The organism is Priestia sp. KCTC 13724 (assembly GCF_056820425.1).
In genome coordinates this window covers 1-13,861 of record NZ_JBXDLD010000170.1, presented here as the reverse complement: position 1 = coordinate 13,861, position 13,861 = coordinate 1, and the positions used below count along the sequence as shown (strand labels likewise).

General features: G+C 37.5%; 12 protein-coding genes, 9 tRNA genes and 1 rRNA gene. 2 read left to right on the top strand and 20 right to left on the bottom strand.

What is annotated here, in order from left to right; genetic code table 11:
* Positions 1-1,103: 1,103 nt before the first annotated feature.
* The 3 genes from AC1UFB_RS19160 to AC1UFB_RS19150 form a co-directional block, all read right to left on the bottom strand.
* Positions 1,104-1,544 carry a hypothetical protein gene (locus AC1UFB_RS19160; RefSeq protein WP_411831220.1) on the bottom strand — a complete coding sequence of 147 codons (441 nt, stop codon included), beginning with the start codon at positions 1,542-1,544 and terminating at the stop codon, positions 1,104-1,106.
* Between the two features lie 106 nt (positions 1,545-1,650).
* A complete protein-coding gene (locus AC1UFB_RS19155; protein ID WP_025911185.1) occupies positions 1,651-2,166 on the bottom strand; it encodes a hypothetical protein in 516 nt (171 codons plus the stop codon).
* Between the two features lie 508 nt (positions 2,167-2,674).
* Positions 2,675-2,851: a hypothetical protein gene (locus AC1UFB_RS19150; RefSeq protein ID WP_326046346.1), complete on the bottom strand. Its 177-nt coding sequence runs from the start codon at positions 2,849-2,851 to the stop codon at positions 2,675-2,677.
* Positions 2,852-3,081: 230 nt separating this feature from the next.
* On the opposite strand from AC1UFB_RS19150, the gene AC1UFB_RS19145 reads away from it, so the two are divergent.
* Positions 3,082-3,522 (top strand): hypothetical protein, encoded by a 441-nt coding sequence (locus AC1UFB_RS19145; RefSeq protein WP_100346463.1) that lies wholly within the window; start codon positions 3,082-3,084, stop codon positions 3,520-3,522.
* A 705-nt stretch (positions 3,523-4,227) separates the two neighbouring features.
* On the opposite strand, the gene glmS is transcribed toward AC1UFB_RS19145, so the two are convergent.
* From glmS to sigW, 6 genes are all read right to left on the bottom strand, one after another.
* Positions 4,228-6,030: a glutamine--fructose-6-phosphate transaminase (isomerizing) gene (gene glmS, locus AC1UFB_RS19140; RefSeq protein WP_025911479.1), complete on the bottom strand. Its 1,803-nt coding sequence runs from the start codon at positions 6,028-6,030 to the stop codon at positions 4,228-4,230.
* Positions 6,031-6,454: 424 nt separating this feature from the next.
* Positions 6,455-7,801 carry a phosphoglucosamine mutase gene (gene glmM, locus AC1UFB_RS19135; RefSeq protein ID WP_100346472.1) on the bottom strand — a complete coding sequence of 449 codons (1,347 nt, stop codon included), beginning with the start codon at positions 7,799-7,801 and terminating at the stop codon, positions 6,455-6,457.
* Between the two features lie 34 nt (positions 7,802-7,835).
* Positions 7,836-9,302 carry a CdaR family protein gene (locus AC1UFB_RS19130; protein ID WP_328100728.1) on the bottom strand — a complete coding sequence of 489 codons (1,467 nt, stop codon included), beginning with the start codon at positions 9,300-9,302 and terminating at the stop codon, positions 7,836-7,838.
* The gene (cdaA, locus tag AC1UFB_RS19125) at positions 9,295-10,116 is read right to left on the bottom strand and encodes a diadenylate cyclase CdaA (RefSeq protein WP_100346474.1); all 822 of its coding nucleotides are present in this window, start codon (positions 10,114-10,116) and stop codon (positions 9,295-9,297) included. Before cdaA ends, AC1UFB_RS19130 begins: the two co-directional genes overlap by 8 nt.
* Positions 10,117-10,307: 191 nt before the next feature.
* Positions 10,308-10,925: an anti-sigma factor family protein gene (locus AC1UFB_RS19120; RefSeq protein ID WP_061786224.1), complete on the bottom strand. Its 618-nt coding sequence runs from the start codon at positions 10,923-10,925 to the stop codon at positions 10,308-10,310.
* 12 nt (positions 10,926-10,937) lie between these two features.
* Positions 10,938-11,501 (bottom strand): RNA polymerase sigma factor SigW, encoded by a 564-nt coding sequence (gene sigW / locus AC1UFB_RS19115; RefSeq protein WP_025911472.1) that lies wholly within the window; start codon positions 11,499-11,501, stop codon positions 10,938-10,940.
* A gap of 168 nt (positions 11,502-11,669) precedes the next feature.
* Between sigW and AC1UFB_RS19110 the strand changes: the two genes are divergently transcribed.
* The gene (locus tag AC1UFB_RS19110; protein WP_100346476.1) at positions 11,670-11,819 is read left to right on the top strand and encodes an aspartyl-phosphate phosphatase Spo0E family protein; all 150 of its coding nucleotides are present in this window, start codon (positions 11,670-11,672) and stop codon (positions 11,817-11,819) included.
* 38 nt (positions 11,820-11,857) lie between these two features.
* On the opposite strand, the gene rocF is transcribed toward AC1UFB_RS19110, so the two are convergent.
* The 11 genes from rocF to rrf all read right to left on the bottom strand — a co-directional run bounded on the left by rocF (position 11,858) and on the right by rrf (position 13,806).
* The gene (gene rocF / locus AC1UFB_RS19105; protein WP_482589747.1) at positions 11,858-12,757 is read right to left on the bottom strand and encodes an arginase; all 900 of its coding nucleotides are present in this window, start codon (positions 12,755-12,757) and stop codon (positions 11,858-11,860) included.
* 151 nt (positions 12,758-12,908) lie between these two features.
* Positions 12,909-12,984, bottom strand: a tRNA-Ala gene (locus tag AC1UFB_RS19100).
* A gap of 22 nt (positions 12,985-13,006) precedes the next feature.
* Positions 13,007-13,081, bottom strand: a tRNA-Gly gene (locus AC1UFB_RS19095).
* Positions 13,082-13,090: 9 nt separating this feature from the next.
* Positions 13,091-13,163 (bottom strand) — tRNA-Lys (locus tag AC1UFB_RS19090).
* Positions 13,164-13,167: 4 nt separating this feature from the next.
* A tRNA-Gln gene (locus tag AC1UFB_RS19085) sits at positions 13,168-13,242 on the bottom strand.
* 6 nt (positions 13,243-13,248) lie between these two features.
* Positions 13,249-13,332 (bottom strand) — tRNA-Tyr (locus AC1UFB_RS19080).
* Between the two features lie 9 nt (positions 13,333-13,341).
* Positions 13,342-13,417, bottom strand: a tRNA-Thr gene (locus AC1UFB_RS19075).
* 10 nt (positions 13,418-13,427) lie between these two features.
* Positions 13,428-13,503, bottom strand: a tRNA-Val gene (locus AC1UFB_RS19070).
* 22 nt (positions 13,504-13,525) lie between these two features.
* A tRNA-Glu gene (locus tag AC1UFB_RS19065) sits at positions 13,526-13,600 on the bottom strand.
* Between the two features lie 5 nt (positions 13,601-13,605).
* Positions 13,606-13,680, bottom strand: a tRNA-Asn gene (locus AC1UFB_RS19060).
* Positions 13,681-13,690: 10 nt separating this feature from the next.
* Positions 13,691-13,806 (bottom strand): 5S ribosomal RNA (gene rrf / locus AC1UFB_RS19055).
* Between the last annotated feature and the right edge of the window lie 55 nt (positions 13,807-13,861).

Below are 13,861 nucleotides of genomic sequence, written 5' to 3'. Positions count from 1 at the left end.
TTCAGGATCTTCAATGGGTTCTTCTGTGTCAGGATCTACATCCACTTCAGGTGGTGGTGGATCCTTATCCTCTTCTACATTATTACACCCCAATAACATGATGGCAGATAGAAAAACTGCTGGTAATAGCCTTAACCACTTTAGATTCATTTTTATCGTCCTCTCTATTAGTTGTTTACTTTCAATATTATCTTCTCCTTTCACTTTTTTATACGAACATTTTAACTTAACATCAATAAAATTAAGGTCCTTGATCACCAAACAGTAGCGGCCTAGGTGTCAGGAATTGAAGATAAAAAATGTAGTACAGAGGAAAAGAGGCTTCTATCAAAAAAATGGTGCCATTTATCAAATATAATTACATAACTGTGGGTTTTTGGTCATTTAAAATCAGGATAAAATTGGAAGTTATAAAAAATATTCTTATACATCATTCTAATAATAAAGTAAAAATTAAAGGCGGCGTTATTTATAACAGTAAAAAATGACGTAAAGACAGGTCTAGCTTCGAAACATTTGCAATCAACAAGCTAAGCAGCTTTACCAAGAGTTGTTTTATAAAAAATATAAAAGGAGCAAGTGTTATGCGATTACCCGAAGACTTTATAAGAGCTAGGCATAAAAAAGAAGGGTTAAGTTTAGATCAATGCTTTTCAAATCCTATCATACATAGGGAGATACATGGGAATAAGGTATTCGTTCCATTGGATTTAAAGAGAATTTGGAATCAATAAAAGTTTTTAGCAATGAAATATAGCAACCGTTTTGATTATAAGGCTATTTTATATATAAGGAATCCCACCAACAAAAAGCGCTTAAAACATACGCTAAGCATAATTCGTCATGAATAAAGCCGATTTTTCCTCAACTTACGAGAAATAATCGGCTTTATGGATAAGGGAACAATCGATTGTCAAAATGAATCCATTCCTAAATACTATTTAAAAACCGGTTGATGTGAAACCATTACCATAATCTAAAAAAAAAGAGTATTATTCGGGGTGACACAAAAATAATTTATTCAAGTGGATTAACGGACTAGTGCGCCTAATATATGTGATATATAAAGATATCTTACCATAGTGTAACGGGAGGGTAGTGATTTAGTACAGGATATCTGATGTTAAAAAGACTCCGGCAGGAGGAACGCCGTTCTGATATATAGGAGTTTCAGTGAGTGCTGTATCAGTTGTAGCAATCCAAGTTCCGTACTCACCTGCAAGCAAAGAGGGATGTTTCATAATAAACCGTCCACTTAAAACGAAATGACGAATTCTAATCGAGGGATCATCAAATATAGTTAAGGTACCAAAAAATGAGGCATATGGTGAATCAAAACTTATTTGTTTGGTGTTTTCTTCCCAATACCCATTAATTTGAATAGGTGTACCACGAAAATTAATTGTACCAGATACTTTATTATTACCTGTAATAGAATTAATGATGAGTACTCCCCAAATAATGGGTCGACCGGCTATAGAAGCCGAAATACCCCATTTTGATGGAAAAGGTATACTAACCATGAGTTTCTGTGCAGTTTGCAAAAGTTGATTCCTCGTTTCGTAATAATCATAAATACAAGAGTTTAAAGTTTAATTTCTATCTATACATCAGAGTGTTAAAAAAAGAAAGAAAGTCTAATAAATTATTTTAATATTTATTCATTTTGAATCTTCCATATTCGGTTTCGAACATTTCATTTACTTCCCAAGATTCAACGGTTTTATAAGCTGTTTGTTGATCAAAGCCTTTTCCCAGAAGGTAGGCCATTGCGGCAATTTCAGTTAGCGCATGTTCATAGGAAGTAAGAGCAACTTCTTTTAGACCATAATCAACAAAAGGCTTTATTGCCATTAATGTTTCACTTTTCAAATCCTGATCCGAATTTTCTCTCTCATCGGATTCATTACCCTCTAGATTTGGATGTGCTTCTTTGTATAGCACCGCCCACTGTTCATACAGACTTGTAGCTGTCTCAAAGTCCTCAGAGTCTACTGTTAAATTTTTTTGTAATTTACTCATTAAATTACGCCATGTCTCTTCCCATTCCTCTAAAGTTCTTAAGTCAAAGAGTTTTGAGAACTTCGGTTTCACACTTTCCCAATGAACATAAATGTCGGTACACCATCCCAATAAATATTTATAGTTTTCTGTTTGGGCTTCCATTTTTTTATCACCCTTTTTAAATTTTTTCACTTCTAAAAAAAGAAGCAATATCGCGTGTTAAATGAGGTTAAATACCTTTTAAAACCAATTTACAATTCTATGGTATGTTTCACTTATGTCCCTAGACTAGGCATTTGTCTCATTTAACAAAATAAATTTTGTTTTCTTTCCAAACGGATAAATATGTTGCATTCTGCAAGTATAATTTTCCTTTGCAAACAAGGCCGGTGTTAAAAGTATACAGGCATTTTTAAAAAGTTCTTAACAAACAGATAAAGAGCAGGTAAGCTGAGGAACTTGATAAAAACCTGAAGGAAAGCCAACTCAATCGATTATGAAGTATATATAGGGGCCCTGCCGACAAAACGCGAATATTATACGCTAAGCAGATGTATTAGAATAAAAAGTCAATTCCATACATTAAGAATTGACTTTTGTGTAATTAATGAAGCTCCTTCTATGTAATTTCGCTACTTAATATAGTTCCAGAATTACTCTTTTATCGTTCTTAATAATGTCCGTCTTGGTATTTCAATTTTCCTGAGTTCACTAAATTAACTTGAATGTTGATTTGCTCGATACTATCCTTATTTAAGAAAAATCGCTTTTCTTTTATCTCTTTATTCCATTTCTGGGGGTTCTCACGATATAATATTTCTCCTAACTTATAAACATCCGAATTTATCTCTCCTTTTTAATAACTTTCTCTACCTAATTTCCTCCATCTTACCACAATTCAAAAACTTTTCTCCTTTAATAAATAGGCTACCCGCTGCTCTTCCCGACTCCTTTGCAAGTTTGGAAACCAACTTTTATCTTGATAGGAAGATTATTAGTATCTACCCATAATGCTTTGTTTGTTTCCACATGATATAATTTCATTGACCAATAATCGAGTAAAAAGGATTGACCCATATGAAACCACTGAAGATAAGAACACGTGAGTGGATTAACTCACTATATGAAAAATATCCATTTAATGAAAATGAGAAAGTATTAAAGGATTATCCATTTTATTTTAAGTTAGAAGGATTTGCAGATGAACCAGAGGTCTATTTACGGACAACAGTCGACAGCTTGGAATTTGGATATGAGGCTACTCAATGGGACGGTTATATGCCATCTCCAGTTCCAGGAATATACAAAAAACATTCATTATCATGGGAGACCTTGCAGTCATTAAATAAAGAGCAACAACAAGAAATAATCCATGAGTTGCTTATGAAAACAATAAATTCAAGAAAAAGACAATATCGAAAGTGTCAATTCTGCGGGGGAAAAGTTGCAGTAGAACATCGGTTTGATAAAGATACATGCCATGGTTGTGCCAGTGAGCATTTTCATGTGGTATATTGATAATAAAAAAATCTTTCTGACTATCAGGAGGATTTTTTTGTTCTTTGTATTCGTGATCTGCACTTTTTAACAATCATGATTTTCATTTTCCTTTCTAAATAAAATCCTCGCACGTCTACTATGTCCCCATCGAAAATTAACGTTACCACGCCCGTCCCCCTTCTCACTCTCCTCAACTCCTTCTCTCACAAAGGCTCACTCCCCTTTTTCTACCCCTTCCATTTTCTGTTATAGAATAATTACGTTCCCGCCTTTTTGCTGATTTTCACCCAAAATTGTACCGATTTTGCAATGAATTTGATAAAAAAATTACGTTCCAGAATAGATGGATACAGAGTAGATGATTGAGGACTTTCTGATTCTAAAGTGTGAGGAAAATCACTGGAAAGGATACCGATTCAATAGTGTGAGGAAACCAACTGAAAAAGAACCGGAGTCTGACTGAACCCTTACTGGACAAAGGTTTTGGGGAATACGGAATTGAAAAAAAACGACTGGATATGGATTGAATTTTAGTTGAACATGGGATTGGATTACGATTGGATACCCACTGAATTTCACACAAAAAAAACCGAAGGTCTGCCGGGAAAAGTACCGGAAAAACCTTCGGATTAGGAACATTAATTTTATTTAAGGAACGCTTATTTTATATAAGGAACCTTAATTTATTTTAGACACAATATGATCTAAAAAACTAATCAGTTATTATTCAACCGTAACAGACTTAGCTAAGTTACGTGGTTTATCTACGTCACAATCACGGTGTAGAGCTGCGTAGTAAGAAATTAATTGTAATGGAATAACCGCTGCTAAAGGTGCTAATGTTTCGTGTACCTTTGGAATTACATAGCGATCTTCTTCTGTTTCTAAGCCCTTCATTGAGATAATGCAAGGATTAGCTCCGCGCGCTACTACTTCTTTTACGTTTCCGCGAATGCTTAAGTTTACATGCTCTTGTGTTGCAAGGGCAATAACAGGCGTATTGTTCTCAATTAACGCAATTGTTCCGTGCTTTAACTCTCCACCAGCAAATCCTTCTGCTTGGATATAAGAGATTTCCTTAAGCTTTAAAGAACCTTCTAATCCAACGTAATAGTCAACAGAGCGTCCGATGAAGAATGCGTTACGCGTTGTTGCTAAGAATTGAAGAGCGATGCTTTCCATTTCTTCTTTATCGTCACATAGAACTTCCATTGTATTAGCAACAATCGCTAGTTCTTGCATTAAGTCAAAATCAAGCTTAATGCCACGTGCTTGTGCAGTTACTGCTGCTAGAATTGAAAGTACTGCTAGCTGAGCAGTATATGCTTTTGTAGAAGCAACAGCAATCTCTGGACCAGCGTGTAATAATAACGTGTAATCTGACTCACGAGATAGAGTTGACCCCGGAACGTTTGTAATTGTTAATGCTTTGTGACCAAGCTCTTTAATCTGAACAAGAACTGCACGGCTATCTGCAGTTTCACCACTTTGAGAAATAAAGATGAATAGTGGTTTTTCAGATAAAAGTGGCATGTTGTAAGAAAACTCACTCGCTACGTGGACTTCAACTGGAACTTTCGCCCAAGTTTCAATGAATTGTTTTCCTACTAATCCAGCATGGTAACTTGTTCCACAAGCAACGATATATACACGATCAGAGTCGTTCATTGCTTTTACAATATCCTCATCAACATGAAGTTCATTGTCAGCACCTTGATATTGCTGAATGATTTTACGCATTACTAGAGGCTGCTCATCAATTTCTTTTAGCATGTAGTGAGGATACGTACCCTTTTCAATATCACTTGCATCTAATTCAGCAGTGTAAGGATCGCGCGCTACTACTTCACCATCTAATGTTTTAATTGTAACAGCTTCTTTTGTTACGATTACTGTTTCTTTATCCATTAGCTCTACATATTGGTTTGTTACTTGTAGCATCGCCATTGCATCACTTGCTACAACGTTAAAGCCTTCACCTAAACCAACAAGTAACGGACTTTTATTTTTAGCAACATAAATTGTGTTTTTATCTTCATTATCAATTAATGCTAGTGCATAAGAACCGTGTAGTAAGCTTACCGCTTTACGGAATGCTTCTTCTACTTCTAATCCTTCACTTGCAATTTTTTCAATTAAATGAACGATTACTTCTGTATCCGTTTCACTTTTGAATTCAACATCTTGTAAATACTCACGCTTTAAGATTGCGTAGTTCTCAATAACTCCGTTGTGAACTAGCGTAAAGCGACCGTTATGACTTTGGTGTGGGTGAGCATTTTCACGGCTTGGAACACCGTGTGTTGCCCAGCGCGTATGACCGATACCAGCTGGTGCTACAACGTTATTATCGACTGATTGACGTAGTTCAGCAATACGTCCTTTTTCTTTGAATACGTGTACGCCACCGTCATTAACAACTGCAATACCCGCTGAGTCATATCCACGATATTCTAATTTTTCAAGACCACGTAATAAAATTTCCTTTGAATCTTGAGTTCCAATATAACCTACAATTCCGCACATAGATTGTAATCCTCCTTAAAGTAATGAAGAACGTTACCTTCTTCACAATAACGATTATCTTCTTAATGCGTTTGTCCAAAGAGTCACCCCTTTGTTTTTCACATTAAGCTTTCGATTGTGATAATCAACAACCGGGAGGCATCCGCCGATACTTCGATAAACCTCCTCCTCGTCAACTAAGCCACTGTCGTCTCAGACTTAGTTCAGGCGCTTTTACATATATTAAATTACTTTTAACATTCCCTCCTTTTGTAAACTAGAGACGAACAGATTTAATCTTACAACAAAGCATAAGAAATCGTCAATTATCTTTATTACCAATAGTAAAAACAGGCCTTTTTGCGTGCCGCTTTGTACAATTGGCATAATATAAAAATATGCATAAGCAGCTCATGTGGTCACTGCTTATGCATAGAATGATGAACTACTCTAGTCCCATTTCTTCTTTTACAACTTCAACAATGCGGTTTACGTAAGCCTCACACTCATTTTGGCTTGGTGCTTCAACCATTACGCGCACAAGTGGCTCTGTACCTGAAGGGCGAACAAGAACGCGACCGTTTCCAGCCATTTCTTTTTCTACTTCGGTAATTATTTCTTTTACCTTCTCGTTTTCAGTTACGTGATGTTTATCCGTTACTCTCACGTTTACAAGCAGCTGTGGAAACTTTGTCATTTCGTTTGCTAGTTCAGATAATTTTTTATTTGTTGCCTTCATAATGTTTACAAGCTGAATCGCAGACAACATACCGTCTCCTGTCGTGTTATAATCAAGGAAGATAATATGACCTGATTGCTCTCCACCTAAATTGTATTGATGTACTTTCATCTCTTCTACCACGTAGCGATCTCCAACCGCTGTCTGAGCACTTTCAATTCCGTTTGCTTCAAGAGCCTTGTAGAATCCAAGGTTACTCATAACCGTAGAGACAAGCGTGTTATGTTTTAAACGCCCTTGTTCAAATAAATACTTTGCACAAATGAACATAATTTGATCGCCATCTACAATGTCACCATTTTCATCGATTGCAATTAGTCGGTCGCCGTCACCATCAAAAGCTAATCCTACGTCCGCACCTTTTTCTTTCACAAATGCTGATAATGCTTCAGGGTGAGTAGAACCAACACCTTCGTTAATATTTAATCCATTTGGAGATGCACCCATTGTTGAAATATCAGCATCTAAGTCTGCAAATAAATGTGCTGCTAGAGATGAAGTCGCACCATGTGCACAGTCAAGCGCAACGTGTAAGCCAGAAAAATCTTCATCGATTGTTTGCTTCAGATACTGAAGATATTTTTGACCGCCTTCAAAATAGTCATTTACCTGTCCAAGATCTTTACCAACAGGTCTTGGTAGCTCATCTTTGGGATTATCAATTAATGCTTCAATTTCATTTTCTTGAGCATCAGATAACTTGAATCCATCTGGACCAAAAAACTTGATTCCGTTATCTTGCACTGGGTTGTGTGAAGCAGAAATCATAACCCCTGCTTGTGCACCCAGCGCTTTTGTTAAGTAAGAAACACCTGGAGTTGAGATTACACCCAAGCGCATTACCTCCGCTCCGATAGATAGAAGACCTGCTACCAAAGCTCCTTCTAACATATGCCCTGATACACGCGTATCGCGACCGATTAGGACTTTTGGTCGTTCTGTATCTTTTGTTAATACGTATCCTCCAAAACGACCAATTTTAAATGCAAGCTCAGGTGTTAATTCACTGTTTGCAACACCCCTTACACCGTCTGTTCCAAAATACTTACCCATTCTTTTTCTCTCCTTTTATGTCCATTGTGTATATTTAATTTGCGGATGATGAGCCACTTTCTTCATTACTTGCATTGTTTTCAACGTTACCTTCATCCTCTTCGTTAGATCCGGTATTATCAGACGGATCAGAAGGCTCGTCCGGATTATTATTACCGCCTTCTTCTGGTGGTTCAGAAGGGTTTTGTTCTTCTTCATCTGAAGGGTTTCTTTCACTAACTTTCACTCGTAGCGTTTTTGTAGAAAGAGTGCCTTCAATCCCGCTTGGAACCGTTAAAGAAATAGGAACCGAAAACTCACCAGGTGTTAACCTTGCGACATTGGCAGATATACCAATATCACTTCGAGTAACATTTCTTAGCTGTTGTTGTGGTCCTGATAGGTCAACTCGTACCGCTCCGTTTTTAGGAGATAAAATTTCATATTTATATTTGGAGTTTTGACCATTTAATGACACTGACAAGCTTTCAAACGACTTTTTTCCATCTTTCTCTTCTTCGGCTACAGAGGTTTCTTCTGCGTCAGTTTCTTCTTCCTCTTCTTCATCCAGCTTTTTTACGTTTACACTCACTGTAACTTGCTTAGGCTGAACGCTATCTGCACCTTCTGGAACAGGGACATCAACTTTTACTTCGGAAGTTTTGGAAATCCCCGTCACGTCGACTGGGATATTATCAATTGACGAGATAGAATCTAATACGTCTTTTTCACCAATAACGGTTACTTCATCTTTATCTAAAGAAAGATCTGTAATTTCAATTCCTTCGCCTAAGGTGCCCGTTTGCTCAAGGCTAATCGGAACCTTCTTACTTCTATTTTCAATTGGGATTGTAACATTAACTACTTCTGGTTCAATAGCTACATCTAGCTTATTCAGGTTTTTATCAAATGCTACTACCTCTGCTTGTTCATTTACATCTTTACTTACGTTATCTAATTCAACAAGAGCTTTTACATAGGCTACTTGCGATAGCTGACTCTTAGCTCCAGTAACCGTTACCGTCTCTGGACTAATTTGTGCAGAGCCCGCTTTATAACCTTTTTTTACCTGATTTTTATCAAAGCTTGCTTCTACTGGAAATTCTTGTGATTGTTGATTTTCAATGCTAACTGTTACGACTTGCGGATCAATTTTAACATCCAGACGATCCGAAATATTTCGGTGTTGTAATTCTACTTGGTGCTCTCCCAAACCGTAGTTATTTAAATCCACATATACTTCCAAGTCTTGCTTTAGCTTTTCTTGTTGAAGAGCACTTTTAGAACCTTCTAAAGTAACATTAACCGTATCTGGAACACCGCTAATAATCATATTATCTTGATCATAGGAGACTTCCACAGGAACATTTGTAATGGTTTCTGTACCTGTTCCTGATGATTTACTTGTGCCAAGGATTGTATTTGTATCTTGATTATCGATGCTAACAGATAGATAAAGCATCAAAGCTAAAAGAAGCGCAACTATTTTCATGATCCAAGGATTGTTTAATAATCTATCCATTCTTCTTCGACCTCCATTGCCAACGAGCTGAAGAAGATGCTCTTGAAGTATTAACCAACTCTTTCTCAAGCATTTCTTTTAACGTATCAATTGTTAACTCACGATATAACTCACCATTCTTTGTCACAGAAATACCACCTGTTTCTTCAGATACTATAACCGTTATACTATCTGTTACTTCACTAATACCAACAGCTGCTCGGTGACGAGTTCCTAGCTCCTTTGAAATGAAGGGGCTTTCGGAAAGTGGCAAGTAGCAAGCTGCAGCTGAAACTTGATTGCGCTGTAAAATAACGGCTCCATCATGCAATGGCGTATTAGGAATAAATAAATTAATCAATAGCTCTGATGAAACATTGGCATTTAGCGGAATACCTGTTTCAATATAATCATTCATTCCTGTTTCTCGCTCAATCGAAATTAAAGCTCCTATACGACGCTTTGCCATATAATGCGTAGCTTTTGTAATAGCTTCAATTGTTAATGCGCGTTCATCCTCTTCAGGAAGGCTAGTTTTAGAAAATAAACTCCCTCTTCCTAATTGCTCCAACGCTCTGCGAACTTCAGGTTGGAAAATAATAATAACTGCTAAAAATCCCCATGTTAAGGCTTGATCCATTAACCATTGTAATGTGTTTAGGCCCAGGAAGTTACTAATAAAGCGTACAACAACGATGACGATTATTCCTTTGAGTAACTGTACAGCTTTCGTACCTCTGATGACCATTATCAATTTATATATAACAAACCAAACAAGGAGAACATCGATTATATTTCCTAAATATGCGAAGATCGGTAGCTCTCCAAAAGGCATCGTCTCACTTCCTCTATTTATATGTAGTCAATTAAACATAACTTTTTTATTATATCATAAATTTAAAATTCCCTACTAGTTAGACATAACAACAATTGGTTTTTATTTACAAAAAGAATCGTCCAATAGTCGTGATGACCGGGGACGATTCTTTAGCAAATCTTTATTTTTACCGTCAAGGGAACTTGTTTTTATTCATTATTTGACAGGTTAACTGCGTCTTTAACACCATTCTTTACATTGTACCAAATCCATTCAAACATTTGGTCTAATTCTTCAATATCACCGGTAACCTCCCCCGCAGATGCAAGGTATTGATCACCATTAATAACTGTAATATTTCCATCTACCGTTCCTTCTACTTTTATATCACCGTTGCGTACAGTAACATCTCCTTTAACCACTTCGCCAGCCGGTACAATAACAGTCTTGTTTTCAATCACAAGGTTATCCTGCTTAGAGACTGCAAACTCTTCGTTAGTGTTCCATGCTGAAAAAGTAGCCCCAGACATTAACAACGTAAACACAGCAGCTGCTGTTAAAAATGGGTGATTGGTAAACCAACGATTCATTCTTACAGCGCTCTTCTCTTTAGGAAGACCTGCCATAATATTAGCCGTAAAGTTCATAGGTGTATCAATATGAGAAGTGCTTTGAACAAAAGCAATGGTTCGCTTTAATTGTTTAAAATGTTCTTGGCATGCATCACATTCCTGTAAATGCTGCTTCAATAACTGTTCATTCTCTTTTGTAAGATCTCCATCTAAGTATTCATGGATTAGATTTACATAGGAACTTGAGCATTTCATTATTTTCACTCCTTACAAATGGCGAAGTCTGTTTCTTAAGGCTTCCCTTCCTCTATGAATTCTTGTCTTTACAGTACCAATCGGTAGCTCTAAAATTTCACTAATTTCTTTCAAAGAAAGTTCATCAATATATTTCAGCACAATAACTGTACGATATTTCTCAGGTAGCTTTAAAATTTCAGATTGAATTAAGTCTTGCAGCTCTCCTCTTTCTAATTCATCTTCAGGGAGTGCTTGGTCTGCAGCAATCTGTGAGTACATATTAAGACCTTCCGTTCCAGCTACTTCTGCATCTAAATAATAATCTGGCTTCTTTTTACGAATTTTATCAATACAAAGATTTGTTGCAATCCGATATAGCCATGTGGAAAATTTCTTGGATGAGTCATAACTGTGAATATTAACATAGGCTCGAATAAAAGCTTCCTGAGCCGCATCTTGCGCTTCTTCACGATTACCTAACATGCGATAGCATAGCTGATAGAGCTTATCTTTATGATATTCTACAATATCAGCAAACGCATCTTGATCGCCTTTTTTTACTTTTTTTATTTTCCGCTTTAATAATAACTCCATGTAAAAGTGACCTCCGCCCATTGCGGGATAGTATATATACGTTTACTTCTAATTAAAGTTTCATTCATGCTTAATTATTTTAACAAAAATTTGATGTTTATGTTTAAGATTTTTTGAATTGGGATATTTATGAAGTAAAAGACTATTATAAAGTGAGGAATGTCGCTGATGGAGAAAAATTTACTGGAACGAATTGAAGAGCATCGCCACATGATGTTAAATACTGCACAACAAACATCTCTATGTTCTAAAGAGGTACTGAGGTTAAGCTCAGAGTTAGATACACTATTAAACCAATATACAAAGCAATCAAACTAAATCAGCCCTTGTTTTCAACAACAAGAGCTGATTCTTTTTTATAGTAATTTTTCGCCGAATAAAGAACCCATCAACGCAACAGCCACCGTTGCTGTTTTATTACGCTCATCTAAGATGGGATTAACTTCTACAAACTCAGCTGAAGTAACGACGTTAGATTCAGCTAGCATTTCCATAGCTAGATGGCTTTCTCTGTAGTTAATTCCTCCAATAACAGGTGTTCCTACTCCAGGTGCGTCATGAGGGTCTAAACCATCTAAATCGAGTGACAAATGTACTCCATCTGTTTTATCTTTCAAGTAAGAAATTGTCTCTTCCATAACATTTGCCATTCCAAGTCTATCAACTTCATGCATCGTGTATACCTTAATGCCAATCTCTTTAATTAATTCTCTTTCTCCTTCATCTAAAGAACGTGCACCAATAATCACAATGTTTTCAGGCTTAATTTTTGGCATGTATCCAAAAATATTTGTTAACGTTGGATGCCCAATGCCTAGACTAGCTGCTAGTGGCATTCCATGTATGTTGCCTGATGGAGAAGTGTCAGCCGTATTTAAATCTCCATGTGCGTCATACCAAATAACTCCAAGATTCTCATAATGCTTGCTAACACCGGCTAACGTTCCAATAGCAATACTATGATCACCACCAAGTACAAGTGGAAAATTGCCATTTGTAATAACATGATCTACTTTAGACGCTAATCGTTCACTAGCATCTGCTACAGCCTTCAAGTTTTTTAAATTTGTTTTTAAATCATTATGTACTCTTTCTGCAGGAGCAATTTCAATATTCCCTTCGTCCTTAACCACATAACCAATATTTTCAATTCGCTCTACTACTCCCGCATAACGAATCGCACTTGGCCCCATGTCTACCCCTCGACGTGTTTGGCCTAAATCCATTGGTACACCAATAATTGATACATTTTTCATTTCTCTTTCTCCCCTTTTTATCTTTCATACTCCTATTGTATAGCTAAAAGTAAGGATGGCTCAACTCAACACTTTTCTGAATATATATACAACTTAAAAAGAGACAAAAAAACCTCTAAACCGTTGTTTAGAGGTGAATAATTTATGTAATTGGTGGAGCCTAGCGGGATCGAACCGCTGACCTCCTGCGTGCAAGGCAGGCGCTCTCCCAGCTGAGCTAAGGCCCCAACAAAACGAAATAATAATAATTGGAGCGGAAGACGAGGTTCGAACTCGCGACCCCCACCTTGGCAAGGTGGTGTTCTACCACTGAACTACTTCCGCATATAAGAGTGAGCCATGAAGGACTCGAACCTTCGACCCTCTGATTAAAAGTCAGATGCTCTACCAACTGAGCTAATGGCTCTTAATGGCTGGGCTAGCTGGATTCGAACCAACGCATGACGGAGTCAAAGTCCGTTGCCTTACCGCTTGGCTATAGCCCAATAAGATGGTGGAGGGGGGCAGATTCGAACTGCCGAACCCGAAGGAGCGGATTTACAGTCCGCCGCGTTTAGCCACTTCGCTACCCCTCCAGAAAACAATGGTGCCGGCAAGAGGACTTGAACCCCCAACCTACTGATTACAAGTCAGTTGCTCTACCAGTTGAGCTACACCGGCAACATGTTCATGGTGGAGGATGACGGGATCGAACCGCCGACCCCCTGCTTGTAAGGCAGGTGCTCTCCCAGCTGAGCTAATCCTCCAAATTTCTTGTATAAAATTAAGTGGTGACCCGTACGGGATTCGAACCCGTGTTACCGCCGTGAAAGGGCGGTGTCTTAACCACTTGACCAACGGGCCATAAATGGCTCCACAGGTAGGACTCGAACCTACGACCGATCGGTTAACAGCCGATTGCTCTACCACTGAGCTACTGTGGAATCTTATAAAGCCTGGCAACGTCCTACTCTCACAGGGACAAAGTCCCAACTACCATCGGCGCTAGAGAACTTAACTTCCGTGTTCGGCATGGGAACGGGTGTGACCTCTCTACTATCGCCACCAGACATGATTTGAGATTATTCTCTCAAAACTAGATAACATTTCGCTGAGTACTAAGTT

What these genes read in the sequence shown, in the direction of transcription:
- AC1UFB_RS19155 (WP_025911185.1), bottom strand. Translation starts at nt 2,166, where the DNA reads ATGGAAGCCCAAACAGAAAACTATAAATATTTATTGGGATGGTGTACC.
- AC1UFB_RS19145 (WP_100346463.1), top strand. Translation starts at nt 3,082, where the DNA reads ATGAAACCACTGAAGATAAGAACACGTGAGTGGATTAACTCACTATAT.
- glmS (WP_025911479.1), bottom strand. Translation starts at nt 6,030, where the DNA reads ATGTGCGGAATTGTAGGTTATATTGGAACTCAAGATTCAAAGGAAATT.
- glmM (WP_100346472.1), bottom strand. Translation starts at nt 7,801, where the DNA reads ATGGGTAAGTATTTTGGAACAGACGGTGTAAGGGGTGTTGCAAACAGT.
- AC1UFB_RS19130 (WP_328100728.1), bottom strand. Translation starts at nt 9,302, where the DNA reads ATGGATAGATTATTAAACAATCCTTGGATCATGAAAATAGTTGCGCTT.
- cdaA (WP_100346474.1), bottom strand. Translation starts at nt 10,116, where the DNA reads ATGCCTTTTGGAGAGCTACCGATCTTCGCATATTTAGGAAATATAATC.
- AC1UFB_RS19120 (WP_061786224.1), bottom strand. Translation starts at nt 10,925, where the DNA reads ATGAAATGCTCAAGTTCCTATGTAAATCTAATCCATGAATACTTAGAT.
- sigW (WP_025911472.1), bottom strand. Translation starts at nt 11,501, where the DNA reads ATGGAGTTATTATTAAAGCGGAAAATAAAAAAAGTAAAAAAAGGCGAT.
- AC1UFB_RS19110 (WP_100346476.1), top strand. Translation starts at nt 11,670, where the DNA reads ATGGAGAAAAATTTACTGGAACGAATTGAAGAGCATCGCCACATGATG.
- rocF (WP_482589747.1), bottom strand. Translation starts at nt 12,757, where the DNA reads ATGAAAAATGTATCAATTATTGGTGTACCAATGGATTTAGGCCAAACA.